The organism is Psychrobacter sp. P11G3, from assembly GCF_001435845.1.
Classification (GTDB): Bacteria; Pseudomonadota; Gammaproteobacteria; order Pseudomonadales; family Moraxellaceae; genus Psychrobacter.
The window spans coordinates 759907-786657 of record NZ_CM003596.1; the positions used below are offsets into that span (position 1 = coordinate 759907).

Sequence of the window (26751 nt, forward strand, 5' to 3'; positions counted from 1 at the left end):
TATCGGTTATTAACCCTTAAAATAGATAAATGACTAAGGGTTAATACAAGAATATACAGGATGTATCGAAACAATTACGTAATATTACATAAGCTAGTAGGGAATTAGCATCTATATTAATATTATAAATTATTATATTATCTTAATAATTAGTTAGACCCTATATAGGGTAATTACTTCATCCAATAGAAAAACGTCTGAGGGTTAAATCTAAATTATAGATTTAACCCTCAGACGTTTTTTTGCTTATAAAACAGTAGAAATTGTGGTCAATCTAGTCAGCTATATTCTGTACATGTTACACAAACTTACATTGTAAAATGTGGGATATTAGCAATTTTTTCGACATCAAAAAAGTATTTTTGGGGTTTTTAAGGGGGATGACAGGCTAAACAGCCTATGCTAAAGTCGGCTTTGTGTTTTGGTCAGCAGCTTGATTTGTAACAGCTTCGTAAGACTTCAATGAGCTGTGATCGCCAATAATCATTTTTTATATGAATAATATGCAGCAGAAGTATCAGTCACTATGACATATATATACTTGAGTTATTGAGATTTAATTGACTGCGCTGTTGTTGATAACAGACGATTTTGAATTAACCGTAGGTATTAGATTTATGAAACAGGCTTTATTGATTTTGTCAGTACTGGGTATGGGCATAGCACAAACGAGTGGTGCTGCTATCACAATCTCTCAAACAAATAATACCATCACCAATACTTCTGTGGCATCAAACTACGGTTCATCAAAAAACATCTATAGCACCAAAAGTGGTGCTTATGTTTCTAATAATGATGAAATTAGTCAAGCAATTAGCAACCTAAGTGCGCAGGCCAAGCAAAAAGAGAATCAGCTTTCATCATTAAACAGCCGCTTATACGCTGAAAAACAACAGCAGCAAGTCAATAAGGTTCCTGACAGCAATTCAGCCCCCGCTATCGCTGCTGCTCGCGCCTCAAAAGTGGCTTTATCTGGCAGCTCTGGATATTGTGCCCGTTACGTACGTAAAGCACTACAATCAGCTGGTTATGAATTTACACCCAATCCTTCAGCCTATCAGTACGCCACTCGTGGCACGCTTGATAAAGCAGGTTTTAGCAAAATCAGTAATGATATGCCAACCCAAGTAGGTGATGTTATTGTCTATGATCGCTCATCAAAGCGCCCGCATGGCCATATCCAAATATTTGATGGCGAAAATTGGATTTCTGATTTCCGTCAGAACAGCATCAGCCCATACAGTGGTGTCTATGCTTATACGACATGGCGCGATTCAAAATACGTGGATGACGCATCCGCATCAGATCGTAATATCTACCTTGCTATGAATGATAAATAAGACTTTCTAAGTCAGCACAACATAGTTGTTATTTCCTCCAACCCAGTAGTGATCTTAATATCATTGCTGGGTTTTTTTGTGCTTAACATCAGGGCGTATTTAACCTTTCATGATTTGATCCGTCAGAAATGAACACTACTGATATCATTACTCATGACAGGAGTTATCGACAAGCGCGTTTAAAATGCCACATGATGACGCTGGTGCACTACTTGCACATTTCTGGCGCAAAACGGTCAAGTGATGCTTTAAGTGCATCAGTTCTTCCATTCGTATTTCCACAGCATGAATGTGCTCATCTAGCAAGTTATTCACATCGCCGCAGTCCTTGTCAGGCGACTCCCAGTATTCAAGTAAGATTCGCACATCATCTAAAGCCATATCGAGCGTACGGCAATGTAGGATAAATTGTAGACGCTCAATGTGCTCTTCATTATATAAACGATAATTCCCTTCGCTACGAAAAGGCTCGGGTAATAAACGCTCTTTTTCATAATAGCGAATGGTTTCTACTGTGGCACCTGTGCGTTTAGCGAGCTCACCAATTTTGATTGTCATAACAACCTCTACGATTTAAATAATTAAAGTGGCTGTAAAGACTAGCGCTAGAGAAATTAAAATTACGAAACTGTAGATAAATAACCTTGACTCTAAAGCCACTATAGGGTTCATAATATCATTATTCAAAGGGTAAATTATTATGAAATATCATATTGAAGGTATGGACTGTGCCAGTTGCATCGGCAAGATTGAAACAGCTTTGAAACGTATGCCTGGGGTTTCTGATGTTCAGCTGAATTTCGCTACAGAAACGCTAGAGCTAAATTTAGCCCCTGGTGCGCCGACTCAGGCTAGTGATATCGAAAAAACAATCAAAAGCCTAGGGTTCGGCATCTCTGCCAATACTGGTCAACAAACTGTATCGGCTATTGATATTGACAGCGACAATCAGATGGCTCCGCAGGATAAGCAATGGTGGCAAACTCAAAAAGGCAAACAGGTTGTTGGCCTCGGTATTTTGATGGGCAGCGCTTATGCACTGTCACTACTGTTGCCCGCTTATGGGATATGGGTGTTTGCCATCGCTGTGATTGTAGGCGTTTTTCCATTTGCGCGCAAAGCCTTAGCACTGGCTAAAACAGGTTCATTCTTTTCAATTGAAACGCTGATGTCCGTCGCCGTGCTTGGCGCACTTATCATTGGTGAAGCTGAAGAGGCCGCAGCAGTTGTCTTTTTGTTCTCAATCGGTGAACTGTTTGAGAGTATCGCTGCTGATCGCGCTCGCGCTGGCATCAGAGCCTTATCATCGCTGGTTCCGAAAAGTGCAATTTTACTTGATGCTCAAGGTGGGCAGCGTAACGTTCCAGCGACTTCATTACAAGTGAATGACCTTGTGCTGGTGCGTCCTGGAGATAGGGTATCTGCTGATGGTTCCATTGTTCAAGGTGCGTCCAGCCTTGATGATTCGCCCGTGACGGGAGAGTCTGTTCCTGTTGCCAAGACGATGGGTGACAATGTATTTGCAGGGTCAATTAACATCGATGGTGTGCTCCAAGTGCGCGTAGAAAAGACAGCCGCCGATAACACCATTTCGCGCATTATTGAGCTGGTAGAGCAAGCCCAAGCCTCCAAAGCACCCACTGCCCGTTTTATTGAGAAATTCAGTCGCTATTACACACCGGCAGTGATGGCTATTGCCGCACTAATTATTATCATTCCACCGTTAGCCATGGGTGGAGATTGGTCAACTTGGTTATATCGAGGTCTAGCCTTATTATTGATTGCCTGTCCCTGTGCTCTTGTACTATCAACACCCGCTGCCATCGCCTCTGGTCTTGCTGTTGGTGCGCGCCGTGGCTTGCTGATCAAAGGCGGTAGTGCTTTAGAAACTATCGGCCAAGTGAAGACGGTCGCTTTTGACAAGACAGGCACTTTAACTGAAGGCAAACCATGCGTGACCGATGTTGTTGCCTTTACACAAGAGGACTCAAGTATTCAAGGTCAGAATTCTCAAGGTCAAGATGAGATATTGGCGCTTTTTGCCAGTGTGGAGATTGGTTCTAGTCACCCGCTTGCTGAAGCCATTGTCAGTCATGCTGAAGCTGCTAAAGTGGTCATACCTGTGGCCTCCAATGCTTCTGCAACTGCCGGTAAAGCGGTACACGCAACTGTCGCGGAGCGCGCGCTAGCTATCGGTTCGCCTGTTTACGCAGCCGATGAGGCATTGATTTCATTCACACAACAGGCGCAAATCGAGGCGCTGCAAAATGAGGGTAAGACCGTCTCTGTTCTTTTCGATGAGCAAAACCGTGAAGTGCTTGGATTAATCGCGCTAAGAGACGAATTACGAGACGACGCTCATGAAGGTGTGGCTCAGCTCAAAGCGATGGGTTTGCGCTCCGTCATGCTAACAGGCGACAACCGCTTAACCGCTCAAGCACTTGCCAGTAATTTAGACGTGGAATGGGAAGCTGAGCTGTTGCCTGAGGACAAACTGCGCCTGCTTAACGAAATGAAGAACAACCGCAAAATAGCGATGGTTGGTGATGGTATTAACGATGCGCCAGCGCTAGCAACTGCCGATGTTGGCATCGCGATGGGTGGTGGTACCGATGTGGCCATTGAGACGGCCGATATCGCATTATTAAAAAGTCGTGTCACGGACATGGCTCATCTCATCGCACTTTCACGTGCCACCATGCGCAACATTCATCAGAACGTCATTTTCGCTTTAGGTCTCAAAGGCGTCTTTCTGATCACGACCGTATTCGGCATTACTGGACTATGGATTGCGGTTCTAGCTGATGCTGGAGCAACAGTGCTCGTTACTCTTAATGCGTTACGTTTACTGCGCTTTAAAGGCGCGCCTCCACTGGTAAATCCGCCTAAAGTAGTTAAATAAAACCCTTCGAAATCAATTAAAAACTAGAGATAGCAGCAGATTTCAGGGGTGGGTTCTAATAATAAAAATTCCACCGCCACAGTAAACTGCAACCGCATTAGAGTAAATAAGGTTAGACCGTATGTTGATTACAGAATTGGGCTATTTTGCCTTGCTTACCGCTTTTGTATTGGCGTTATTGCAGGTAATTCTGCCAACTATTGGTGTTATTCGTAACCAAGTTGCTTGGCAACGACTAGCCCCTAGCCTAGCTTGGGCACAGTTTGCCGCCATGATAACGTCATTTGGCGCTTTGATAGCAGGTTTTTATTATAATGATTTTAGCCTCAGTTACGTCGCGCAGCATTCTAATACGCTGTTGCCTTGGTACTATAAGTTATCGGCGACATGGGGCGGACACGAGGGCTCTTTGCTGCTATGGATGACCATCATGGCCACATGGTGTGCACTGGTATCATACTTTAGTCGCGGCTTGCCGTTATCAATGCGTGCGCGGGTATTAGTTATTTTGGCCGGTGTACAGTTAATGATGCTAACGATGCTGATATTTACCTCGTCACCGTTTGAGCGTACCTTACCCAATCTAGCGGTCGATGGCGCTGATTTAAATCCTGTCCTACAAGATTTCGGTCTGATTATTCATCCGCCCATGTTATATATGGGCTATGTGGGTATGGTAGTACCTTTTGCATTTTGTATGGCGGCATTGTGGGAAGGGCGTTTAGATGCTGCTTGGACACGCTGGTCACGTCCATGGGCGCTCGCGGCTTGGGGATTTTTGACCATTGGTATTGCACTGGGCTCGTGGTGGGCCTACTACGAGCTTGGCTGGGGCGGTTGGTGGTTTTGGGATCCGGTAGAGAATGCCTCGTTTATGCCTTGGCTTGTCGGCTTAGCATTGCTGCATTCATTAGCAGTCACTGAAAAGCGCGGGGTGTTTAAAGCATGGACCATCATGCTGGCTATTTTCGCCTTTGCCTTAAGCTTGCTTGGCACGTTCCTGGTACGCTCTGGAGTCCTTACCTCAGTGCATTCGTTTGCCGCTGATCCGACGCGTGGTTTGGTTATCTTAGCTATTCTTGGCATTATCATCGGTAGTGGTCTATTAATGTTTGCCGTTCGAGGTTGGCGTTTAACCGTTGAAAGTCAATATCAGCTGATTTCACGTGAGTCCTTTTTAGTGATCAACAACGCCATCATTTTGATTGCAACCTTAGTGGTGCTGCTCGGCACCCTTTACCCTATTATCGCTGATGCTTTTGGTTTAGGACAAGTGTCCGTTGGCCCTCCTTATTTTAATGCATTATTTGTACCTTTAACGTGGCTGTTATTAATAGCTATGGGTATGGGCTCAAATATTCGCTGGAAAAAAGACACCCGTCCACTACTGGGTATAGGCATGGTCATCGCCGTTAGTAGCTTAGTATTAGCCGCCATTATTACTTACTTTGTTAATCCATCGTCTATGCTTAATATTGGTGTGACTTTAGCCGTTAGCTTTTGGGCACTGCTATGGATGGCAGTTGATTTTAAAGATAAAACTAAGAATGCGCCTAATCTTTTTAACGGTTTGCGGCAGTTGCGTCTGAGCTATTGGGGTCAACAGACTGCTCATATTGGCGTATTGGTTGCTGTCATTGGCATAGCCTTTACTAGTAGCCTGAGTATTGAGCGTGACGTAGCAATGGGTATTGGCGATACAGTCAATGTTCAAGGTTACGATTTTGAAGTAACTGAATTTTTTGAAATAAAGGGTAGTAACTTTGATGCAACGCAAGCGCAAGTCGTGGTATCCAAAGACGGTCGTGAAGTGGCGAAACTGACTCCAGAAAAGCGTACTTATATTATCAGCACGATGCCAACGACTGAAGCCGCTATTGACCCCAGTCTTATGCGCGATGTTTATGTCGCACTGGGCGAACCTATTGCCGATGGTAGTAACCAATGGGCATTAAGGATTTATGTAAAACCATTAATTCGCTGGATTTGGTTAGGGGCAATTATCATGGCTCTAGGTGGATTAATTAGTATGCTTGATAAACGATACCGCATCAAAAAAGTTAAAGCTCCGTTGCTAGTTACTGGTAGTTTGGCTACTGATGGAGTCAATGAGGTAGCTATTGAGCAGGCAATCTCAGCATCGACGATGTCGACACTAAAGGAGAAATAAATGACTATGTCGAATAACACTCCTGAGCAAAAAGATAGCCAAAACAGTAAGCAGCGTAACCCAAAGGCAATGAAAAAAAAGCAGATGAAGCTATGGTTCTTAATTCCGCTTATCCTCTTTTTTGGTTTGGTAGTTATATTGTACATGCGCTTAGGTAAACCAACAGACATTGTGACCAATACCGCTCTTGAGCGTCCGGTTCCTACCTTTGAGCTGCCGGTATTAGCAGATACTACCCGTACTATCACCAATGATAATTTGCCGGATAAGCCGTTCTTACTTAATGTTTGGGGCTCATGGTGTCCAACTTGCGTTATTGAGCATCCGTTTTTAATGCAACTAGAAGAGCGCGGCGTTGATATCGTTGGTGTGAATTATAAGGATGAGATTGGTAATGCGCTCAGTTACTTAAACCGAGGCGGTGATCCATTTTCTATGTCTATTCAGGATTCATTGGGTCAGTTTGCTCTAGACTTAGGCATAACTGGTGCGCCCGAAACCTTTGTTGTGGATGGAGATGGCATCATTCGTCAGCATATTGTTGGTGAGATTAATGAAGCCAATTGGCAACAGCGTGTTAAGCCGTGCCTGACCGTACTTAATGAGGCTAATAAGAACAACGATAGCCCTGATCTCATTCAGGTTGAGGAGATGTGCAAATGAACGTTACTCGAATAAGAGCTCCTCAAATAAAACTCAATATAATTTTAAAACTAGCAAGCTTAATACTAGCGTGTCTGCTTAACATGACGGCAAACGCAGCTATTGACGTATACGATTTTGATTCACCACAGCAAGAAGCTCAGTATCGTGGATTAATAGAAGAGTTTCGCTGCCCAAAATGCCAAAATCAAAACCTTGCAGCCTCTGATGCACCGATTGCACAGGATCTAAAGCAAAAAGTCTATGATTTAATTAAAGATAGACGTAGTGATGCTGAAATACGCGCCTATATGCAAGAGCGCTACGGTGACTTTATTAGCTACAAGCCGCCTATGCGACCATCGACATGGATCCTATGGTTTTTTCCACCACTATTATTGCTCGTCTTAATTGTTGGTTGGTTTTGGCAAAGTAAACGCCGCCAAGTTGTCGCCCGTGGCCAAAACGGCGTTACAGTGAACAGTACTGCTGCCTTGACCTCTACGGAAAAGGCTGAGCTTGATCGTCTATTATCGCAAGCTGAGAGTGTCGACCACGACATTACTAGCCTAGAGGACAAAAAATGACTCTATTTTCTACTTTTGGCTTATTTGTAACTCTAAGCTTGCTGATTGCTCTTATATTTTCGCTGATTGCTATTATGCCATGGCTACGAGCACCGCGTTTGCAGTCCAAACCAATAGACAATCAACTGCTAGATATTAATGTTGCAGTATTTCGCGAACGTTTAGCTGAGCTACAAACAGATAAAGACAGCGGTACTATTAATAATAGCCATTATCAAAATCAAAAGCTGGAACTGGAGCGTCAGCTATTAGATGCGCAGCGTCAGATAACACCTATGGTCACCCCTGATGTCAAAAGCAGTTTAATTGTCGCAGCTTGGATCCCAATATTGGCTGCAATGGCGTATTTACTAATAGGTAATCGTACGCCCGTGTTTGATTTGTGGACAGCTGAGGACAAAGTAGGACAAGTGGCTGACGACCTATTGACAGCTAAAATTGACAAGCCGCCATCATGGGCGTTTGAAGATGGTCGTCAACTGATTAGCGCCATGCAAACCAATGTTCATCGTAATGCTGATGATCCTAATCGCTGGATGCGCCTATCCGAGCTTTTCTTATCTATGGAGGCAACTGATTCTGCGCTGGAAGCCTTATCTCGTGCCTATCGTTTAGCTCCTGAAAATGAAGAAATCGCCACCACTTATGCTCAGACTAGCTTTTTTGTTAATGAAGGTCAGTTAGACGCCAATATTCGCCGTGTATTACAAGCTATATTAGCTAAGAATCCGCAGCATGAACGGGCTCAAATGCTCATGGCAATGGGTGAGACTCGTAGTAGTAACTTTGCCCAAGCGCAAGGTTGGATTAAACGCTTACAAGGCAGCATTGTGGCCAAACCAGGTGATCATACTAAAGCTTTAGCAAGCTTAGATGAGTTAAGCAACTACGTTAGCACGCAAGAAAAGCAAGCGCTAGAAGGTATTGACGTGACAGTGAACATTAACGCTAATTTATTACCGTTAGTGAAAGCTGATGATGTGTTGTTTGTTGCGATACGTGACGTTAAAGGAGGTCCACCGTTTGCCGCCAAACGTTTACCCATTAGTGTTATTAAGCAAGGTGAGGCCAGTATCCGTTTAAGCAATCTTGATGCGATGATGCCAGATCGCACGTTAAATTCAGCTCGTAGTGACAAAACTCAGTTAGCAGTCGTTGCTCGTATTAGTCATAGCGGTAATGCCATAGCAGAGTCAGGCGACTTATCGGGTAATCCTATAGTGATTAGCGCTGAACAGACTCAGGTTAATGTTGAAATCAATCAACAGATTCCCTAATAAAAAATTATTACCGTAAGTTTCATAATACCATAGCGGTAAGTGGAGCAGTTTTTAAAAGTGACGCTATTAATAGTCGTATACTAAAAACATATACGTTTAACATTGTTCATTGTATAAACACAGATAAAGAAAACAACTATGACTGAATCTACCGACAGATTAGATAGTACTAAATTGAATAGCGTTGAATCGGCTAGTACTAATATTGCTGACAATAAAGTACCTATAGCTGTGAGTAGTACACATCAATCAATTGACTCTAAAACTATGAATCACACGCCTAAAGCTATGTACGTAACTTCAGGCAACTCGATAACACCTAAAGGTAAGTTGGATAAAATGCCAAAAATGGTTGCCAATGGCAGTCGCGCTTTTATCTGGTATTTGTTGGCGATAATGGTATTAATACTTGATCAATGGACTAAGTGGTTGGCCGAAACCAAGTTAACTTTTAATAATCCTGTACCGGTTATTGAACCATTCCTCAACTGGACACTTGCTTATAACTATGGAGCAGCATTTAGCTTTTTAGCCGATGCTGGTGGTTGGCAGAAGTGGTTTTTCTCAGGTATAGCATTGATAATGGCTATTTTTTTGACGGTTTATTTAATCAAAGCACCACGCAAAGCCAAGCTATTATCTATGGGTTTAGCATTAGTGCTTGGCGGCGCAATTGGTAACCTAACCGATCGTTTAAGACTCGGTAAAGTGGTCGACTTTATTCATGTGCACTATGCTGATGTCTGGAATTATCCTATTTTTAATGTTGCGGATATAGGTGTCTGTGTCGGTGTAGCGTTGATTATAATTGATATGATGTTTTTGGAAAGTAAGCGTAATGAATAAACATGTAAATGTTGATCAGTACAAATAAAAAGAACTAGCGTCATAGCTGCTTTATACGGAAAGATACTATTTATACTCAAGTGTGTTTATAAAAATGCGAACTGGAATGTGATGTATGATTAATACAAACACTCTCTCATTCTATGTACTAAAACCCAATGCATAATTGTATGCGAGTGAACGCAGAATGATTTTGAAGTGGCTAGACGAAGACGTGACGTGCTAAGTGGTAGATGACAAAAACCAGTAATTCAAAGCTCTGTACAAAGCTATATACTTATAGGCTCAGCTCTCAAAATGAAAATGCTTCTTTGAGCAATACCTGCGGGCGTACTCGGCTCACTCTTACCGTTTGGCACGTTTATATCCGATCGTTTACTAAAAAATAATTTATAGACAAGTGGAAGTAAAGGAGCTTAGAACAAGCCCTGCTACAAACGTATTTTATTACTCAAGGTTACTTTTCTTAATTAAATCACAAGCCACCATTAAATAACATTGAGCATAAATTAATCACCATAAAATTTTAATTTAGACCCAGTATGAATAATCTAACACTCTACTCACTTTTCCAATTTATCTTACATCCTGTTGACAAACCCATCTTGTTTAAAGACCAAACAGGTTTTGTCATTGCAATGGATTTCCTATTATTCTAGGGTATAGGTTATTGATAAAAATAGCTTATATTGTATATAGCAGTATATTTTTTGAGGATATTTTTTACAGTGAGATGATAAACTATAGTGCTAAATTATGAATAATTAAAGTGGTAGGTTTTTTGTTTGAATTAAAAACAGTAGGGCTTTTTGCCGTTACTGCTCTAGCAGAGATTATAGGTTGCTATTTGCCATACTTATGGCTGAGAGAGGGTAAGTCAATATGGCTGCTTGTCCCTAGTGCGCTTAGTTTGGTTGCTTTTGTATGGCTACTGACTTTACATCCAACCGCCGTTGGCAGAGTTTATGCCGCCTACGGTGGTGTGTATGTAACAATGGCAATTCTTTGGTTATGGGCTGTTGATGGTATTCGACCAACGACATGGGACATATTAGGTACAGCAGTGGCACTTCTAGGCATGGCTATTATTATGTTTGCACCTCGCAATACATAGAATACGGTTGTTTTAACCATCACGTACTAAAAACTCCACTATGGCTGGTACATTCTCTCTAGCACTGCGGCCAGCACCAATCAGAGTGGCAGAACCTGGGCTTGCCCAGTCGCCATAACAGAGGTTATGACAAACGACGTTGGTAGAAAAAGTCAGTTTTCACTGGTTCTATTTAAGCATACTCCAAGGGGACCATCTAAAAGGCATCAAAAACCGATTAATAGACGACTTAAAATAGACTGCTGTAATGGAGATGCTTATAACAGACTATTGTACGTATTTATGTTTATAAGAGCGTATCTACGAGCGTTTATCAAAGAATAAGATGCCAAGCGTGCCAAAAATGAGCTTATACAGTTTGCTACTGATCATGGTCACAAAATTGCCGCCTTCTATGTTGAAAACGAGTCAGGCGCAACTTTAATACGTCCACAGTTAATGTAACTGATTGATGACGCCCATGAAGGCAATATAATTTTGGTTGAGCAGATTGACCGCTTAGCACATTTGAACCAAGCTGATTGGGATACTCTCAAAAGAATGCTATTAGAAAAGAAACTGGCGGTAGTATCAAAAGAGCTACCGACCTCTTATATAACTCCTCAATCTGATAGCAGCACTGAATTTATGAGCAGCGTATTACAGGCCATCAATTCGATGATGCTTGATATGCTCGCTGCTATTGCTAGAAAGAACTATGAAGATCGACGTAACCGTCAAATGCAAGGTATTGCTCGTGCTAAGGTAGAAAGCAAATATTCAGGACGTAGGAAAGATACCGAGAAGCGTAAGATTATCGCTAGCTTTCTGAAATCTGGACATAGTTATTCTGAAATACAAGCTACAGCTAAGTGCTCGCGTCAGCTGATAGCTGTTATAGCTACTCAAATACTCAAATACTCAAATACTCAAATACTCAAAATTATTTTGAGGATCTGTAATAATCCTTGTCAAATAAAAGTGGGCTGTTATCAAAGTTCCTTTAACATATTCTATTTTTAGTAGTTTATTAGCTTAAATAGGATCAAGAAAAATATTGATTACGTTTCAGGTTACAGTATTTTAGCCGAATCTTTTATAAACGAATCATTATCGCAACGATGATACTGATACTAACTTGAGCTTGATTGTCAAGGCAGACTTTCCTGCGTATAGCAGGGTTTGTTCTAACTATTCAAACCATCTGCTTCATCTTTAAAGGTTTCTACAACCACAGAGAAAATATCGTCCCAAACCTCATCATTTGTTAAAAATGGATAATCCTTCAATAGCTTATTACTTTTAGCACCCTTATTCTGTAGCATGCTGCGAATGATTCTATCGGCATAGCTGTTGGGCATCTCAACAACCTCTTTTATCGCCAGTCGTGCATGGTCATGCTTTCTTAGGTACTGTGACTCGTTGTGCATCTCTTTTTCAATAACATGAGCAATTAGTCTTGATAAATACTGAACGTGAGGCGTTAGTTCCATAAAGCACCATGCAGGTTGAATGAGGTGAGTGTTTTCAAAATTTAAGTTTGAGCGAATACCATCGGGGTAAGTAACCGCCTGTTTATCAAAGCTGTAATGATCACGGATTTGCTTCATAAGCGGCACAGAGACACGGTCTAAAATCTTATCATAGGCATGACGGTCTGAGGGGTGTTCAGCAATGGCTTGTGATATAGGTAGGATAATCGGCTCATGAATGACCTGGTCTCGCCTGAGGACATCATTAATTAAGAAGCGATGTACACGGCCATTGCCATCCGCTAGCGGATGAATATACACAAAGGAAAAGGAGACAACAGCACTACGCATCAGTGCTGATTGTCCCTCAGTCTTTTCCATAAATACCTGTAACCCTTCTAGCTTATTAGCAATGTCATCAGCTGGTGGCGCGATATAGTGCACAATTTCTTTAAAGCCATTGACCTGAGTATGCGAGACAAAAACTGGTGATTGACGGACACCATACTGCTGGATAACCGTTTTGCTACCGAGTATCTCTTGTTGCAGCTCGGCTAGTGATTCAGGATCAAGCGGAATGTTACCGGTGCCGGTACGCCGCGCCATCACATCGGCAAAACGTTCAATACGTTTTAACTCTTTTCCCTCACCTTCTATAGTAAAGCTGGCTTTACTCTCTCTTAGTGTCATCCATACGGAGGCGCGCATCAGTAAGTCTTGCCCAAATTCATCGTTAAGTTTGTCAACCATCGTGGCAATATCAAGTGTAGCTGCTTGCGTAAAGGCCTCTGTTTTCACCAGCATCGGACAGAAATGACGGGTTCCTGCTAGATTGTCATTGATACGCCAGCGAGCGTTCTTGATGACCTGCGAAGGACTTGAAGTAACCAATTTCTTAGCATCTAAAGCATCCACATAGTTACCACCTATATTACTTGGTACCTCTAAACGCTTATCCATGAGCCATTCATATAAGAAAGCCATTCTACGGGCATAGCTGCCTGTCGGCTCAGCGTTTACCCATGCTTGTACGTCATCAGCACCTACCTGCTCAAATAGACGAACCAGTAACTCTAAATTCAGTACTTCATGACGCATGTGAAACTGTAAGTGCGCAATGATAGTGTCCAGTGGACGCGCGGTTTCCTGATAAGCGTTATGAATGACGTCACCGTCTTTATAGGTTTGTCTGCGTCCACCGATACTGCTGCTGACATATAAAGGGGAAACCAGCTCAATACTGGCATAGCGGACAAGCCATGCTGCGCCAATAGGATCTGAGGTAGGGGTATTCATCATGAGTGGCTCAAGCGATTATAGATAAGCCATTTTGCGCAAAAACAATTATGAATGCAATATAATGATTATAATGAAGCATTATTGCATTAAAACGATTTTCGTATGACATTGCGATACCTTTAGATTAAGACAAAAGAGCATGTTGAATCAATTGCCTACAAACATTAGCGTCTGAAAATACAAACAGAAAATATAGGTCGATATTTAAAATACCTCAACTATTAACCTGCTTTAAGACACGATAAACAGTAGCTACGCCAACACCAACCGCCTTAGCGATCTCTTCTTTTGTCATATTGTTTTGACTGGCCAATTCTTTAATACGATTGTGTTTTGCGGTATTGGCTTTCTTACCAGTGGGTTTATAGCCACTGTTGGCCAATCCTTGTTTAATGCGCTCTCTACGCTTGTCATTATCAAGCTTTGCCATGGTCGCTAATAAATCGATCAGCATATCGTTAATCACTTTTAGGATCTCACCTGTCATACCGTCACTCATCGTATGTGTGGTTGGTAGATCAGCCACCACCAATCGTAAGCCCTTATCTTTGATACGCTGCTTTAGAATCGAAAAATCAACTTGAGATAGTCTGCTTAATCTATCTACGCTTTCAACCAATAAAATATCGCCTTGCTCGGCGTCCTTTAGCAACTTAGCTAATACTGGTCTATCGAGCTTTGTACCACTGAAGTGCTCAACGTAATCAACATAGCTATCACCATAGCGGCTACTGAAGGCAACCAAATCTACTAATGCTCTAGTAGCGTCTTGATCCTTAGTGCTGGCTCTCACATAAATACGAACGGTCATAACGCCCCTCTATTACTTAGACTTGATAATTAATGTTCATTGATAATATCAGGATATTACTATCGTTTAATTGCTAAGATAAGTCAAATGATAGATAGATTATCGTTTAGAGGTTTTATGTTTTGGGTATAGACTAATGGTAGACCGCTTAGCACTTTTAAATCAGTATGACTGGGACATCTTAAAAAATCCTGTCTGAGAAAAAGCTAGCGGCAGTATCAAAAGAGCTGCCGACTTCATATATGGCCTTGTAGCCTGCAAACAATACTGAGTTTATGACTAGCGTATTGCAAGCCATCACCTCAATGGTGCTTGATATTTTCGTTGATATTGCTAGAAAGAACTATAAAGATCGGCGTAACCGTCAGATGCAAGGTATTGCTCGTGTTAAGACAGAGGGTAAATACTCAGGACGTAGGAAAGATACCGGGAAGCGTAAGATTATCGCTAGTCTCCTAAAATTTGGGCATAGCTATTCTGAAATACAAATTACGGCTAAGTGCTCGCGTTAACTGATAGTTGTTGTAGCTAAAGAAACGGAATGATACTCAAATACTCAAATACTCAAATACTCAAATACTCAAATACTCAAATACTCAAATACTCAAATACTCAAATTCATTTTTCTCTTACCATCATTTCATAATGTGCAAGATGGTTAGTATGCTTGAAGATATCTTTAAATATGCGTTTGTATTCATCTATAGTTGAGCTTTGGTCATCAACGTACAAGTCGTCTGGTATACAGTGAGATCCATCATTAACCCAACATATAAGAGATCTACAAATCAATTGCTCGTGAGTACATGAGAAGCATGCCAAAATGTCATTATCCTCAATCCCTCCAAGGATCTTGAAATAATTTTCAATGATACGTCGCATAGAATTTTGAAGTGTTGTTTGAGACGTTGAATCTTCTCTTAACTCTTGCCATAAAAGCTCATAAGAGCTTTTTATAGGGTTTTTATTATAATAGTTTTTTATGCTCGTAACATTTCCAACTTTTCTAAGATTCCAGAAGTTAGCTCTACAGCTGGCTTTTAGTTTGTTACTTGTATAGGAAATTTCTTTATGAAAATATACATTATGAGTCAGGACTATTAGTTGTTTTATCTTGTGGTTGCTATCATTGTTTATATCGTAAATGATATCTTTTACTAAGCTACTAACAACAAATAGGATGTTACTATCTAAGCTTGATATAGGGTCATCAATAACGATCACTCGGTTTGAATTTATCGTACTTTCTGTCGATCCACCTTTGCAAAGATGATAAAAATAAAGAAAAGTTATAAAAGAAACTTCACCTTCACTCAACGTTTCATTAGCAATAGAACCATCATTTCTCTTTAATTGATAGTGTTTGTTACTATCTGGACTTTCCACTATAGAAAATCCCGTAAACCCGAAGTAACTCAAAGAGCTGTTTATATCATCAATTGTTTTTTTAGTATTCGTCTTTTTCTGAGATAGTTGTGCTATCTCTCTATTTATTTTCTTAATGTTAGCTTCCGTCGTCGCTAGACGCTCATTAATACTCCTAATAGCACTATTAGCATTTTTACTCTCCCTATTATATTTCTTTAGATTATCCTTATTTAGTTCAGCTATGTATCGCCAAGAATTTCTTACTAGTTCTGCTTTTGAAGCACCTAATCTTGAAACCAATGCGTTTTGTTTATCAATCAGGCTATTTGCTTCATTAATAATTTTCTGTAGTTGCCCGATTTCAGTCATAGTGACATCTATGTCGATAACCCTGTTAGGTTTCTCTAACTTGCTAGCTATAAGGTTTATATTTAATTGGATTTTAGTTCTAAGTTGAGCCATAAACCGTTCAAACGAAACCGAATCGAAAGCATAGGAGGTTTTAACTTTGTGAGCGTCGGCTATCTGTTGGAATGAATTGAGCAACTTATCTGAGTAGCTGGTATATGCATTTTGCAAAGACTTTAATAGATTTTCTTTGATTGTGTAGTTGTTATCAAAATAACTGTGAATATCTTCTCTGAAATTATGGTCTATTGTGTCCTTTTGACAGAATGGACATGTTTCCACATTATCTTGGAGATAGGTCGATCCTTCACGTACCCAAGAGCTGATATTCAAACTTTCTATCAGTGCTGATATGTTAATGTCACCTTTTCCTACAATGATCTCTTTCCAAATATCATTGTTCTCTACCTGATCTAGCCCTGATGAAGGGCTTATAATCTTTGGCAAAGACGAAGGAGCCTTGCCATAAAGAGTCTCTGACTGTTCTTCTAATTCCTTCAAATCTAGGAGTGCTGCTGTGCCACCCAATTCGATCAAACTTTTCGCAAAAAAATCCTCTTTCTTCCCAAGATATCCCGATAGTGGGCTTTTTAAAGCATTTTTTCTCAACTCTCCGCTATCAAACCAGACAGCATCAACGACCTCTTTCTTTAAATCTAGTAAGTCTTTTTTCTTATCTGCTAAGCTTTTTCCTAGTCCGAAACTTACTTTTTCTAAACCTTCAACTTCATTTTGTTTTTTTAAGATCAATTTTTCGTTATCTATATCGTCCTCACCAATTGTAAACACCCCGTTCAAGCTGGCATTATTGAGTATATTTTTCTCTTTAAAATCCTTATTATAAACATGAATATCAAGGGGTCTATCTGACAACCATCTTATTGTACAGTTGGGAGAACGAGTTCTTAATAGATTAGAAAGAGTGGTTTTTCCACTTCCATTGGTTCCATATATAAAGTTAATCTTACCTAAATCATTACAACTAATGCCTGACTCATTGTAGGTAGCAATATTTTTTACTTGGAAACTTTCGATCATAACGCTATCCGTATAGAAAGGTCTTAGTGTATTTTGATAAATAAAAGTATACTAAATTCGTGTAAATATAACTAAACCACCCGATGCCTCTTAAAGTTCTCAGCCTGCTCAAATATCTCTTTGTAGACCTCTTTGGAATCTACAGGTGGATAGCCCCATTCATCGAGCAATACCATCAAATCAAACTGTAGCTCAGCTTTGATGTCATCACGCTTGTTCCAGTCAGTGTATTTAGCCTTCTCATCGATGAGCTTTTTCACTTCTTTAGACAGCTCAATCAGCTTGTCCTCTGGATAAGTGAAATCGTACTTATGCGCCAATGATAGCAGAATGTCATAAAACGCTTTTTCTTCAAAGTCGATACCCATCTCACCAAACGACGCCATCTCAACCCGTAGCTCGTTATACAGCTTGATGATCTCATCAGAGAAATCACCAATGACTTCAGCGCGCAGTATGTCTTGTTCGTCACGGTCGTTATACTTCTCAACCAAAGCATTCATCTTCTTACTGAAATCAACGCCCTTCACCTTGTTGGTCTTTTTAAGCTCACCAATGGCTTTAGCGAGTAGCTGCTGTAGTAGCTCTAGCTTGGTGTTGGGCTGCTTAATCACTTCAAGCTTGGCTAAGTAGTCTTCATCGAAGATATCAATTTCACCGTCAGTGTTATCACCCAGCTTAAAGATCTCTTCAACGCCATCACTCATCAGCGCGTCTTTGACCAGGTCACGTACCTTTTGGTTCATCTGCTCAACGTCAGGTGCACCGCCAGTAGTGATTTTAAAGATAATGGTACGAATGGCTAGGTAGTAATGAATCTTATCTTTGTGCGCCTTTGTGAGTGCTTCACTACCCACACAAATATCATAGGCAGACTTCAGACGCTTGGCCAAGTCCATAAAACGCTTCTCTAGCTTCTTAGATTGCAGCGCAAAGTCAGCCGCCGCATTTAAGCAGTTCAGCTGCTCTAATGGCGTGCCGTTAAAATATAGGCTAGAGTCGAACTTATGATAGACGGTATCTAGTAGATCCAAATGGTCTTTGACCACCACGACTGACTTTTGAATATCGTCTAGGTTTTGAACCTGACCACTGGTGTAATGTGAGAGCGCTTGGTTCATCTGCTTTTTGATGCCGATATAATCAACGACTAACCCGCTTTCTTTGCCTTCAAACTTACGGTTGACCCGTGAGATAGTCTGAATCAGGCTGTGCTTTTGTAAGGGTTTATCAATGTAGATGGTATCGAGAAAGGGTACGTCAAAGCCTGTGAGCCACATGTCGACGACGATGGCGATCTTAAAGTTAGATTTGCCGTTCTTAAACTGACGATCAAGCTCTTTGCGGTAGTCTTTATTACCCAGATTGTCCCACATGCCTTTTTCATCATCCTTGTTACGAGTCATGATCATCTTGACGCGCTCCATGGGCATGACATTTTTCTTATCACTCTCTGACAAGGTTGAGCCTTCCTCACATGCTTTTACTTCGTTCCATTCAGGACGCAGCTCTATAATGTCTTTATATAACTGATAGGCAGCTTCCCGGCTGCTACAGACAAACATCGCCTTACCTTTTTGCGTTGTGCCCTCTTCTACTCGCGCTTCATAATGTGTCACAAAGTCTTCAGCAATGGCACGGATGCGGTCAGGGTCACCAAGTATGGTGGACATACTCGCCATGGCTTTTTTGCTTTTCTCTATCTGATACTCATTGGTGCCAGCATCTGCACTTTCTTGATAGTATTTCTCTACTTCGTCAAGCTGCTTGCTATCGAGTAGCACCTTGGCAGCGCGACCTTCATAGACAATACGCACCGTGATTTCATCGAATACTGACTCAACCATGGTATAGCTATCAATGACTGGACCGAAGACATCAAGGGTGGCATCAATCGGCGTACCTGTGAAGCCAACGTAAGTGGCATTGGGCAATGAATCATGCAGGTACTTAGCGAAGCCGTAGCTCTTCTTGACACCGTCTTCAGTGACGGTAATCTTCTGCTGAAGATTAATCTGGCTACGGTGTGCTTCATCTGAGATACAAATGACGTTGGTACGCTCAGTCAGCAACGCTAAATCTTCAGTGAACTTATGGATGGTGGTCAAAAACACACCGCCACTTCTGCGACCTTTTAACTGTTCGCGTAGATGCGCTCGACTTTCCACACTGATGATATTCTCATCACCGATATAGGTCTTAGCATTGGTAAAGGTTTCAGACAGCTGACCGTCTAAATCAGTGCGATCAGTGATTAAAATAATGGTTGGACTGCCAAGCTCAACGTCGCGCATCAGCAGACGCGCTAGAAACAGCATGGTATAGCTCTTACCACAGCCAGTGGCGCCAAAGTACGTACCGCCCTTTCCATCTCGTAAAGCATCGCTCTCGTCAAACTTGCCGTTTGCATCAAGCACTTTCATATGACGTTTAATATTATCAAACAGTTTGGTGGCTGCATAATACTGCGGGTAACGACAAACGATTTTTTCTTCCTTGCTGGATTTGTCAGGCACATAGATAAAATTGCGGATGACATCGAGCAAACGCGCTTTATCAAATAATCCGCTCATCATGCTCAGTAAGGAATGGATGCCGTCTTTCTCTAATTTCTCATCGCCAGTGACTTTGCGCCAAGAGTAGTAGAACTCATACGGGGCAAAGAACGAGCCCATCTTTGAGTTGACCCCATCACTGATGACACATAGGGCATTGTATTTAAACAGCTCTGGAATATCGCGCTTATAACGGGTGGTCAGCTGGGTATAGGCATCAAACATGGTGGCATCTTCACGAATGCTGCTCTTAAACTCAAACACTACCAGTGGTAAGCCGTTGATATAAAGAATGCCATCAGGAATACGCAGCTCAAAGCCTTGTATCTCCATTTGATTGACGATACGAAAGCGATTGTTATCGAGTGCTTCATAATCGATGAGCTGGATGTATAGGTCTTTTTGGGTATAGTCCTCACGCTTCAGAAAAAAACCGTCAGCGACAAACTTCATGATGGCTTTGTTGGTATCGTACAGATCAGACGCAGGAAGGTACTCAAGCTTATGAATGATGGACTCAATCTCATATTCTGTGATCAAGTCATCTTTATAACGGGTGGCTAGAAACTGTCGAAGATCAGGCTTAATCAGCACATCGTCAGGATTACGGTCGAGTGCTTCGCCAACCGTATGTGGATAGCCCTCAGATGCTAGTAGCTCGACAATGGCTTGTTCAAGTCGGTCTTCGGTGAATTTCAACTATAAGTCCTTTTTATTAGTCTATATTATCTTTATCAACGATTAATACGCCAGTTCACGGCTAAACCAAAGCTAAATTATTCATAAGCCTTTTTCACCGGATTGAACTTCACGATCTTGCTGTAATTGACACTATTGATACGCTCATAGTCGTCAGTAGGTTTATCGCCTTTATAAGTCAATTTAATAGGATAATAAGTAGTGTTTTCAGGCATGACTTTAAAAGCAACATCATAGCTGTAGTACAGAGGTGAGTCTTCCTCATAATTCCCAGCATTACTTGAACCAGCATCACCTAATGTATATACATCAATAAATGCATTTTCAGATAAATATAGGACATCCCACCAGGTATCCGTTGTTCCAGTAGAGGTATAACTATTCATAAATATACTGCCCATTAGGTTTTTCCCCAACGGCTGTAGGCCGTTCTGAATATCTTCGGCATAAAGTCCAACTCGCCCCCAGCTAGTAGAAAACTCCACGTCCTTTGGTGTTTTACTTACCAATTGAAACTGGCCGTTACTTAGCTTTTGAAAACTGTATAAATCAGCTGTTGCACCACAAACATGGCAAGAAACCAATGAACCATTATTGACTTGCACTTTTTCGATGATGGCCAAATAACGTGGCTCACCTGCTACATTTTTATAAGGCAATACCGGATGCATTAGAGCAACTGTTCTCTCTCCATCGCTATCAATACTGTCTAAACCAATATTTGGCATCGACTCAATATATTCATCATCAATAAACTCATAACCCATACGACCACTATAGAACTCACGCATGACTTCTTTAAAGCTCAAGTCCTTGATTTTGACCTGAGCCATTTGACTGGCAGAGAAAGCAGGAGCGGCAGCCATTGCAGGAGTTACTGATAAAGCACCTAAACTAAGCACCAAACTAAGTAAAAGCTTCTTCATCTTGAACTCCATTAATGATTATATTTTTGGGATAAACGTTTACTATCAAAAGCTATATAGCTTCATCCACAAGTGCTTCAGCATCTGGAATGCGTAGCTCGCCCGACATTAACTTGGGTAAAAGGGTGTCACGGAGCTTGGCAACAGTTTCGATACCAGTGTTGTTTTCAGCTATTTTTGCGAAACTACTTTTAACAACTTCCTGAAACTTATCTAAAACTATTTTTGATGGCAGTATCTGAGCTAAGTTATGGACATTATTTCTATTTAGGGAAGGTACAGCTGAACCAGAATTATATTTTTCTAAATCCAATGTCTGCAAAAAGAAATAAGCATGGTATGGGTTTGATTGGTTATAATTTTTTACCCACAAAGTAGTATTAAGCGGCCAGTAATTAGCATTTACAAAACTTACAACTCCAAGTTTTCCACTTCTCCCTGTTATCACACCAGGCCCTTTAACTTTATACTCATCATGAGTGCCATCTTGACCGCTAGCTGCCATTAATGGGTAAAGTCCATCAGTGCGTTTTGTCTTTGGTAAATCAAAACCCCTTTGCAATTCAAACATATTATCTAAGGAACCAGCTTCCCAACCCTTCGGAATCCAGCCCATTTCTTCCGTAAATTCAAATTCATCAGGGAATAATGCCTGAATATCTGAACTGTCTTTTTCCTTAATCGCTTTACGCTGCTCAGCACGTTCGATAAATTCATCAGGAATGGCATTACCAGCTGCGAGCGCGTTATCAATCACTGGATCAAAATCAACAAACCAGCTCTTAAACAACGTCTGCGCCATGGCCTCTAGCGTTTCGTTCATTTGTCGGTTTAGCTCGATTTTGTCGTCTAAAGAACCAAGGATATGAGCAATATTGTTTTGAGTATCTAAATCTGGTTTAGGAATACCTAAATTTTCTATCATGCTTTTAGTTAAAGCATGTCGAGTTGCACCTGCACTTGCATAATTTAATAGTAATTGTTGTACTTGCGGTGATACTAGTTGATACCTTAGATATGAAGGATTAAACGAGCTTTCTTTAGGTCTAATTATTGAAACATGCTGATTAACTCTGGCAGGTAAGACCTGATTGTCGACCATGCAAACCCTAGCAACCGAGTCACCAGTGATATTTAGCAAAATATCATTTTCTTCCACGATAACGTTTTTCAGTTTTTCAGCAGCTTCTTCCGTTATAAAGACCAAACCATCTCTTTTAAAACCTTCGTTATAAACATTTTGGCTTCTTATTAGTGTGATTTCACCTTCTTCGAGATAAACGCTACTCCCACCCCTAGGCGTTGCACCACTACCAATTTTTTTACAATGCTCTACTAATGAAACTACTTCCCAATCATTCGCCATAACCCAACACCTCCAAGTTCTGACGAATAGTTGCATCTAACTTTTCAGACTCTCGCATCTGTGCATATAGCGTTTGGCTTAGCTCCAGCATTTTAGTCTCAAACGGAATGCCATCATCTTCGATTGCCGCAGCACCGACATAACGCCCCGGAGTAAGTACATAATCATTGGCTTTGATATCTTCCAGACTGGCTGATTTACAGTAACCTGCCTCATCGCTATAGGCTTCATAACCGCCAGCTTCCGCCTCACCGCGCCATGCATGATACGTCTTAGCAATCGCCTCAATATCATCAGTAGAGAACTCTTTATGCGTCCTATCAATCATCGCACCGATATTACGGGCATCAATGAATAGCGTTTCACCGCTACGATTACGCAGCCCACGTGCTTGGCTATCAACAGATTTGGCGGCTTTGTCTTTACTGATGAACCATAAGCACACCGGAATGGTCGTGGTATAAAACAACTGACCCGGTAGCGCAATCATACAATCAACAAGATCGTTTTTAATGATTTGCTCGCGTATATCACCCTCACCACTGGTAGTAGTAGACATCGAACCATTGGCCAGTACGAAACCTGCTGTACCGTGCTCAGATAGCTTGGATATCATGTGCAATATCCATGCATAGTTGGCATTGCCCGTCGGCGGTGTCGGATAGCCTGCCCAGCGTGGATCATCAACCAGCTCATCAGAGGCGCGCCAATCCTTTTGGTTAAAAGGTGGGTTCGCCATAATGAAGTCAGCTTTTAGGTCTTCGTGCTGATCCTTAAAGAACGTATCAGCAGCCACATCACCCAAGTTGCTAGAGATACCACGAATGGCAAGGTTCATCTTAGCGAGCTTATAGGTCGTGCTGGTGTACTCTTGCCCATAGATAGACACGTCTTTGGTATTGCCGTGATGACTCTCGATGAACTTGATGGACTGGACGAACATACCGCCTGAACCGCAGCAGGGATCATAGATTTTGCCTTGATACGGCTCAACCATTTCTGCAATCAGATTGACCACCGACTTAGGCGTATAGAACTCACCACCGCCTTTACCTTCAGTTGCGGCAAACTTACCCAAGAAATACTCATACACGCGCCCTACCGTGTCTTCTTCTGGATTACCAATAGTGTCGATGTTATTGACCACATCAATCAAGGCGGCAAGCTTACTGGCCGTTAAGCCAAGACGCGAGAAGTAGTTATCAGGCAATGCACCTTTCAATGATTGGTTGGTCTTTTCAATGGTGCTAAGCGCCGTATCGATTTTAAGCGCGATGTCTTCTTGCTTGGCATTCTGCTGAATGAAGCTCCAGCGGCTCTCCTCAGGCAAATAGAATACGTTGTCTTTGGTATAGGCTTGCACCATGTCGATATGCTTTTCATAGCCCGTATCAATAAGCTTTTGGCGCTGCTGCTCAAAAGTATCACTGATGAATTTTAAGAAAATCAGGCTAAGGACGATATGCTTATATTCTGAGGATTCAACACTACCTCGTAGCTTGTTGGCAGCATCCCAAAGGGCTTCTTCAAAGCGACCGTCTTTTATAGTGTCGTTCTTATTTGCAGGTGTTTTAGCCATGTTTTTTTGTTCTCTATGTTCTGAGGGGCAGTATTAGTTAAAGTTTGAATTCAGTTAGCCAGTTGTTTTAATAGGTATTTATAAAGCTAACCTGTAGAAATATCGGACTAAAACAAATCTAACCTGTAAGAAGTACAATCTTTCTACAGGTTAGGCAGTAAAAGATAGTTTCTAAATAGCGCATAGATAGCGCAACTACGTATAGATTAACAGTAACAAATCAAGGGTAACAATACTCGTTATTAGTCTGTCACTATGAAAAATTCTGGCTGAATGGGAGTTGTCAAAAATCAGCCCTAAAATCCGATAATATGTATAGTTTTTTGAGTTTTTTATACATATCCTTTTTATAGGCATAAAAAATCGGATTTTTTATGCCTATCGCTCAACCAACTTTTCTTCAATCATTTCAGTTAATAGCTCAGTCACTGTCTTTCGGTTATCAAGCGCAAACTTTTTGAATGCAATATACTTATCTTTGTCAATGTTAAAGTTTACTCGTGCCGTTTTTTGAGGACTATCGGTCACGTCTGACAAAGATAACTCATCTTTTACCTTCTTGCTGGGACGACCTGCTGCTAAGCTCATCATTTACTCCTTATCAAAGAATGTTTTAATTTCATTAACCAATGCTGTCATTTCTTGTACCGCATTACTATTCACTGACTCAGTATCAAACACGGTCTTGCCTAATGCTGCGCTATTTGGATAACTTACACGTTGCATAATTCTACTATCTAACACAGGTAGACCGTACTCTAGTAAAACTGAAGCCACATCCTTACCAATATTAGTATTCTGAATTGCCCTAGACACTACAAAGGCTGCTTTTAGTTTACCGTCAGTCATCTCTATACGCTGCTTTACTAAGTCTACTAAATCGCTAGTCGCCCAGACATCGTATGGGCTAGGCTGTACAGGAATTAATACAAAATCAGCCGCCTTAATTGCAGATAAAGCCAAACTAGTTGCTTGTGGTGAACCATCAATCACCACATACTCTTTATCAGAGACGTTTTTTAGATCTTTATCAAGCGTAGGTCTATCGAGACCTATCACTGGTACTGGATTATCTTCATCTACAGCTCGCCAATCCCGTGCACTGCCCTGCTGATCACTATCTACTAGCAATACACTATGTCCTTGCAGCTGCAAGCCACGAGCTAATTGAGTGGCAATAGTTGTCTTGCCACTGCCTCCTTTTTGATTCAACACAGCAATGACTTTCATAGAGCAATCCTAAGTTTGAGTATTTGAGTATTTGAGTATTTGAGTATTTGAGTATTTGAGTATTTGAGTATTTGAGTATTTGAGTATTTGAGTATTTGAGTATTTGAGTATTTGAGTATTTGAGTATTTGAGTATTTGAGTATTATTAAGACTTTACTCAATAGTTAGATGAATAGCAACATTTTTAAAAAATAACTATATCTTTGATATCGACTGAATTTCTATGTGAATAATATTCATAAAAATGCATAAATTTATCAAAGACTGAGATGCCCCAGTAAACTGACTGCTAACATATAAAGTGTAGCTATCAAGTATCAATATGAGCTACTAAAAGCAATACTTTAGCCGCTCATATTCGTTATAATCCGCTCACCAATCAAAAACCACTAATATGAATGAGGGAACCACTATGGTGAAGTGTCACTTATCGACCATCATGGGTGAAAGACGCCTTAAAATTGCCGATATCTCAAGAGATACTGGCATCAATCGTGGCACCATTACTCGCATGTATCATGAAGAAGCCACCCGTGTTGATCTAGATGTCATCGAGTCTTTATGTACTTATCTTAGAATCAATGTTGGTGATTTATACGAAATCATAAATGAGGACAGCAGTGAGTCACCAGCATAAATAACGTTGTCATGAGCTGTGATTGTCTTTAAACGAATAAAAAGACCTACAGAAGGTTATTTTCTCTTGCAATAGATTAAAATATAGGTATAATTTGACCTGTAGTAAGTCATTTTATTTATTATATGCATATAATGATCTATAGGAGAATACCAATGAATAACAATCTATCTCGGCTCAATAGCTGCACATGGTTTAGTGAACAGACTAAAACGTTAGCCTCTCAGCTGTTATTAAGCTTACAAATACAGCAAGGCTTACAGCTGGCAACCCTACTTGGTGTTGACCCCATTCTTTATAATGATGAAGCGGTTTATGTCTGGGTGCAACGACAGCTAGATGACGGTCTTATCGTTGACGATCATGCGTTAAGCACCCTTGAAACTGCTTTTATAGAGTTGGTCACAGCTCACACTGACCAAGCAGCGTAATGGCTTTAGCTTATATTTACAGACTTCTTGTTTAACAAGAAACAATAATCCTTAAAGCCAGATAAAGTGTCA

General features: G+C 41.0%; 21 protein-coding genes and 1 pseudogene. 12 read left to right on the forward strand and 10 right to left on the reverse strand.

Annotated features, from left to right (window positions below; genetic code table 11):
- Nucleotides 1-617 precede the first annotated feature (617 nt).
- On the forward strand, nucleotides 618-1340 hold the full coding sequence (locus AK824_RS03190; protein WP_057758750.1) for a CHAP domain-containing protein: 723 nt from the start codon (nucleotides 618-620) through the stop codon (nucleotides 1338-1340).
- Between the two features lie 147 nt (nucleotides 1341-1487).
- Here AK824_RS03190 and cadR read toward each other — a convergent pair whose 3' ends face one another.
- Nucleotides 1488-1898, reverse strand: a complete 411-nt coding sequence (gene cadR / locus AK824_RS03195) for a Cd(II)/Pb(II)-responsive transcriptional regulator (protein WP_007394845.1) — start codon at nucleotides 1896-1898, stop codon at nucleotides 1488-1490.
- A gap of 142 nt (nucleotides 1899-2040) precedes the next feature.
- On the opposite strand from cadR, the gene AK824_RS03200 reads away from it, so the two are divergent.
- The 8 genes and pseudogenes from AK824_RS03200 to AK824_RS03235 all read left to right on the forward strand — a co-directional run.
- Entirely contained in the window at nucleotides 2041-4242 is a 2202-nt protein-coding gene (locus tag AK824_RS03200; protein ID WP_057758752.1) for a heavy metal translocating P-type ATPase, read from the forward strand.
- Between the two features lie 121 nt (nucleotides 4243-4363).
- Entirely contained in the window at nucleotides 4364-6412 is a 2049-nt protein-coding gene (locus AK824_RS03205) for a heme lyase CcmF/NrfE family subunit (protein WP_057758754.1), read from the forward strand.
- On the forward strand, nucleotides 6413-7075 hold the full coding sequence (locus AK824_RS03210) for a DsbE family thiol:disulfide interchange protein (protein WP_082624556.1): 663 nt from the start codon (nucleotides 6413-6415) through the stop codon (nucleotides 7073-7075).
- Nucleotides 7076-7158: 83 nt separating this feature from the next.
- Nucleotides 7159-7641, forward strand: coding sequence for a cytochrome c-type biogenesis protein (locus tag AK824_RS03215; RefSeq protein WP_406947853.1), 483 nt, complete (start codon nucleotides 7159-7161; stop codon nucleotides 7639-7641).
- Nucleotides 7638-8918 carry a c-type cytochrome biogenesis protein CcmI gene (ccmI, locus tag AK824_RS03220; protein ID WP_057758757.1) on the forward strand — a complete coding sequence of 427 codons (1281 nt, stop codon included), beginning with the start codon at nucleotides 7638-7640 and terminating at the stop codon, nucleotides 8916-8918. The genes AK824_RS03215 and ccmI overlap by 4 nt, the downstream gene beginning before the upstream one ends.
- A gap of 141 nt (nucleotides 8919-9059) precedes the next feature.
- Entirely contained in the window at nucleotides 9060-9767 is a 708-nt protein-coding gene (gene lspA / locus AK824_RS03225; RefSeq protein WP_057758759.1) for a signal peptidase II, read from the forward strand.
- Between the two features lie 781 nt (nucleotides 9768-10548).
- Entirely contained in the window at nucleotides 10549-10881 is a 333-nt protein-coding gene (locus tag AK824_RS03230; RefSeq protein ID WP_057762360.1) for a YnfA family protein, read from the forward strand.
- A 351-nt stretch (nucleotides 10882-11232) separates the two neighbouring features.
- Nucleotides 11233-11763: pseudogene (locus AK824_RS03235) on the forward strand (recombinase family protein); the annotation flags it as partial.
- A gap of 284 nt (nucleotides 11764-12047) precedes the next feature.
- Here the strand turns inward: AK824_RS03235 and AK824_RS03240 are convergent.
- Nucleotides 12048-13631 carry a Fic family protein gene (locus AK824_RS03240; RefSeq protein WP_082624557.1) on the reverse strand — a complete coding sequence of 528 codons (1584 nt, stop codon included), beginning with the start codon at nucleotides 13629-13631 and terminating at the stop codon, nucleotides 12048-12050.
- Nucleotides 13632-13845: 214 nt separating this feature from the next.
- Nucleotides 13846-14442 (reverse strand): recombinase family protein, encoded by a 597-nt coding sequence (locus AK824_RS03245; RefSeq protein WP_057758764.1) that lies wholly within the window; start codon nucleotides 14440-14442, stop codon nucleotides 13846-13848.
- A gap of 275 nt (nucleotides 14443-14717) precedes the next feature.
- On the opposite strand from AK824_RS03245, the gene AK824_RS13620 reads away from it, so the two are divergent.
- Entirely contained in the window at nucleotides 14718-14954 is a 237-nt protein-coding gene (locus tag AK824_RS13620; protein WP_057758766.1) for a recombinase family protein, read from the forward strand.
- Between the two features lie 106 nt (nucleotides 14955-15060).
- On the opposite strand, the gene AK824_RS03255 is transcribed toward AK824_RS13620, so the two are convergent.
- From AK824_RS03255 to parA, 7 genes are all read right to left on the reverse strand, one after another.
- Nucleotides 15061-17256: an AAA family ATPase gene (locus AK824_RS03255; RefSeq protein ID WP_057758768.1), complete on the reverse strand. Its 2196-nt coding sequence runs from the start codon at nucleotides 17254-17256 to the stop codon at nucleotides 15061-15063.
- 71 nt (nucleotides 17257-17327) lie between these two features.
- On the reverse strand, nucleotides 17328-20510 hold the full coding sequence (locus AK824_RS03260; RefSeq protein ID WP_057758770.1) for a type I restriction endonuclease subunit R: 3183 nt from the start codon (nucleotides 20508-20510) through the stop codon (nucleotides 17328-17330).
- Nucleotides 20511-20587: 77 nt separating this feature from the next.
- Entirely contained in the window at nucleotides 20588-21436 is an 849-nt protein-coding gene (locus tag AK824_RS03265) for a hypothetical protein (RefSeq protein ID WP_057758772.1), read from the reverse strand.
- A gap of 52 nt (nucleotides 21437-21488) precedes the next feature.
- Nucleotides 21489-22802: a restriction endonuclease subunit S gene (locus AK824_RS03270; protein ID WP_082624558.1), complete on the reverse strand. Its 1314-nt coding sequence runs from the start codon at nucleotides 22800-22802 to the stop codon at nucleotides 21489-21491.
- A complete protein-coding gene (locus tag AK824_RS03275) occupies nucleotides 22792-24381 on the reverse strand; it encodes a class I SAM-dependent DNA methyltransferase (RefSeq protein WP_057758774.1) in 1590 nt (529 codons plus the stop codon). The genes AK824_RS03270 and AK824_RS03275 overlap by 11 nt, the downstream gene beginning before the upstream one ends.
- Before the next feature lie 378 nt (nucleotides 24382-24759).
- A complete protein-coding gene (locus AK824_RS03280) occupies nucleotides 24760-24972 on the reverse strand; it encodes a hypothetical protein (protein ID WP_156410677.1) in 213 nt (70 codons plus the stop codon).
- On the reverse strand, nucleotides 24973-25611 hold the full coding sequence (gene parA, locus AK824_RS03285) for a ParA family partition ATPase (RefSeq protein ID WP_057758778.1): 639 nt from the start codon (nucleotides 25609-25611) through the stop codon (nucleotides 24973-24975). It lies immediately after the preceding gene.
- A gap of 412 nt (nucleotides 25612-26023) precedes the next feature.
- Between parA and AK824_RS03290 the strand changes: the two genes are divergently transcribed.
- Nucleotides 26024-26248, forward strand: a complete 225-nt coding sequence (locus AK824_RS03290; RefSeq protein ID WP_057758779.1) for a helix-turn-helix domain-containing protein — start codon at nucleotides 26024-26026, stop codon at nucleotides 26246-26248.
- A gap of 155 nt (nucleotides 26249-26403) precedes the next feature.
- The gene (locus AK824_RS03295; protein ID WP_057758781.1) at nucleotides 26404-26679 is read left to right on the forward strand and encodes a hypothetical protein; all 276 of its coding nucleotides are present in this window, start codon (nucleotides 26404-26406) and stop codon (nucleotides 26677-26679) included.
- Nucleotides 26680-26751: the final 72 nt, after the last annotated feature.

Excerpts from the sequence above, each read along its gene's own strand:
- AK824_RS03190 (WP_057758750.1), top strand. The coding sequence starts at position 618 with ATGAAACAGGCTTTATTGATTTTGTCAGTACTGGGTATGGGCATAGCA.
- cadR (WP_007394845.1), bottom strand. The coding sequence starts at position 1,898 with ATGACAATCAAAATTGGTGAGCTCGCTAAACGCACAGGTGCCACAGTA.
- AK824_RS03200 (WP_057758752.1), top strand. The coding sequence starts at position 2,041 with ATGAAATATCATATTGAAGGTATGGACTGTGCCAGTTGCATCGGCAAG.
- AK824_RS03205 (WP_057758754.1), top strand. The coding sequence starts at position 4,364 with ATGTTGATTACAGAATTGGGCTATTTTGCCTTGCTTACCGCTTTTGTA.
- AK824_RS03210 (WP_082624556.1), top strand. The coding sequence starts at position 6,413 with ATGACTATGTCGAATAACACTCCTGAGCAAAAAGATAGCCAAAACAGT.
- AK824_RS03215 (WP_406947853.1), top strand. The coding sequence starts at position 7,159 with ATGACGGCAAACGCAGCTATTGACGTATACGATTTTGATTCACCACAG.
- ccmI (WP_057758757.1), top strand. The coding sequence starts at position 7,638 with ATGACTCTATTTTCTACTTTTGGCTTATTTGTAACTCTAAGCTTGCTG.
- lspA (WP_057758759.1), top strand. The coding sequence starts at position 9,060 with ATGACTGAATCTACCGACAGATTAGATAGTACTAAATTGAATAGCGTT.
- AK824_RS03240 (WP_082624557.1), bottom strand. The coding sequence starts at position 13,631 with ATGATGAATACCCCTACCTCAGATCCTATTGGCGCAGCATGGCTTGTC.
- AK824_RS03245 (WP_057758764.1), bottom strand. The coding sequence starts at position 14,442 with ATGACCGTTCGTATTTATGTGAGAGCCAGCACTAAGGATCAAGACGCT.
- AK824_RS13620 (WP_057758766.1), top strand. The coding sequence starts at position 14,718 with ATGACTAGCGTATTGCAAGCCATCACCTCAATGGTGCTTGATATTTTC.
- AK824_RS03255 (WP_057758768.1), bottom strand. The coding sequence starts at position 17,256 with ATGATCGAAAGTTTCCAAGTAAAAAATATTGCTACCTACAATGAGTCA.
- AK824_RS03265 (WP_057758772.1), bottom strand. The coding sequence starts at position 21,436 with ATGAAGAAGCTTTTACTTAGTTTGGTGCTTAGTTTAGGTGCTTTATCA.
- AK824_RS03270 (WP_082624558.1), bottom strand. The coding sequence starts at position 22,802 with ATGGCGAATGATTGGGAAGTAGTTTCATTAGTAGAGCATTGTAAAAAA.
- AK824_RS03275 (WP_057758774.1), bottom strand. The coding sequence starts at position 24,381 with ATGGCTAAAACACCTGCAAATAAGAACGACACTATAAAAGACGGTCGC.
- AK824_RS03280 (WP_156410677.1), bottom strand. The coding sequence starts at position 24,972 with ATGATGAGCTTAGCAGCAGGTCGTCCCAGCAAGAAGGTAAAAGATGAG.
- parA (WP_057758778.1), bottom strand. The coding sequence starts at position 25,611 with ATGAAAGTCATTGCTGTGTTGAATCAAAAAGGAGGCAGTGGCAAGACA.
- AK824_RS03290 (WP_057758779.1), top strand. The coding sequence starts at position 26,024 with ATGGTGAAGTGTCACTTATCGACCATCATGGGTGAAAGACGCCTTAAA.
- AK824_RS03295 (WP_057758781.1), top strand. The coding sequence starts at position 26,404 with ATGAATAACAATCTATCTCGGCTCAATAGCTGCACATGGTTTAGTGAA.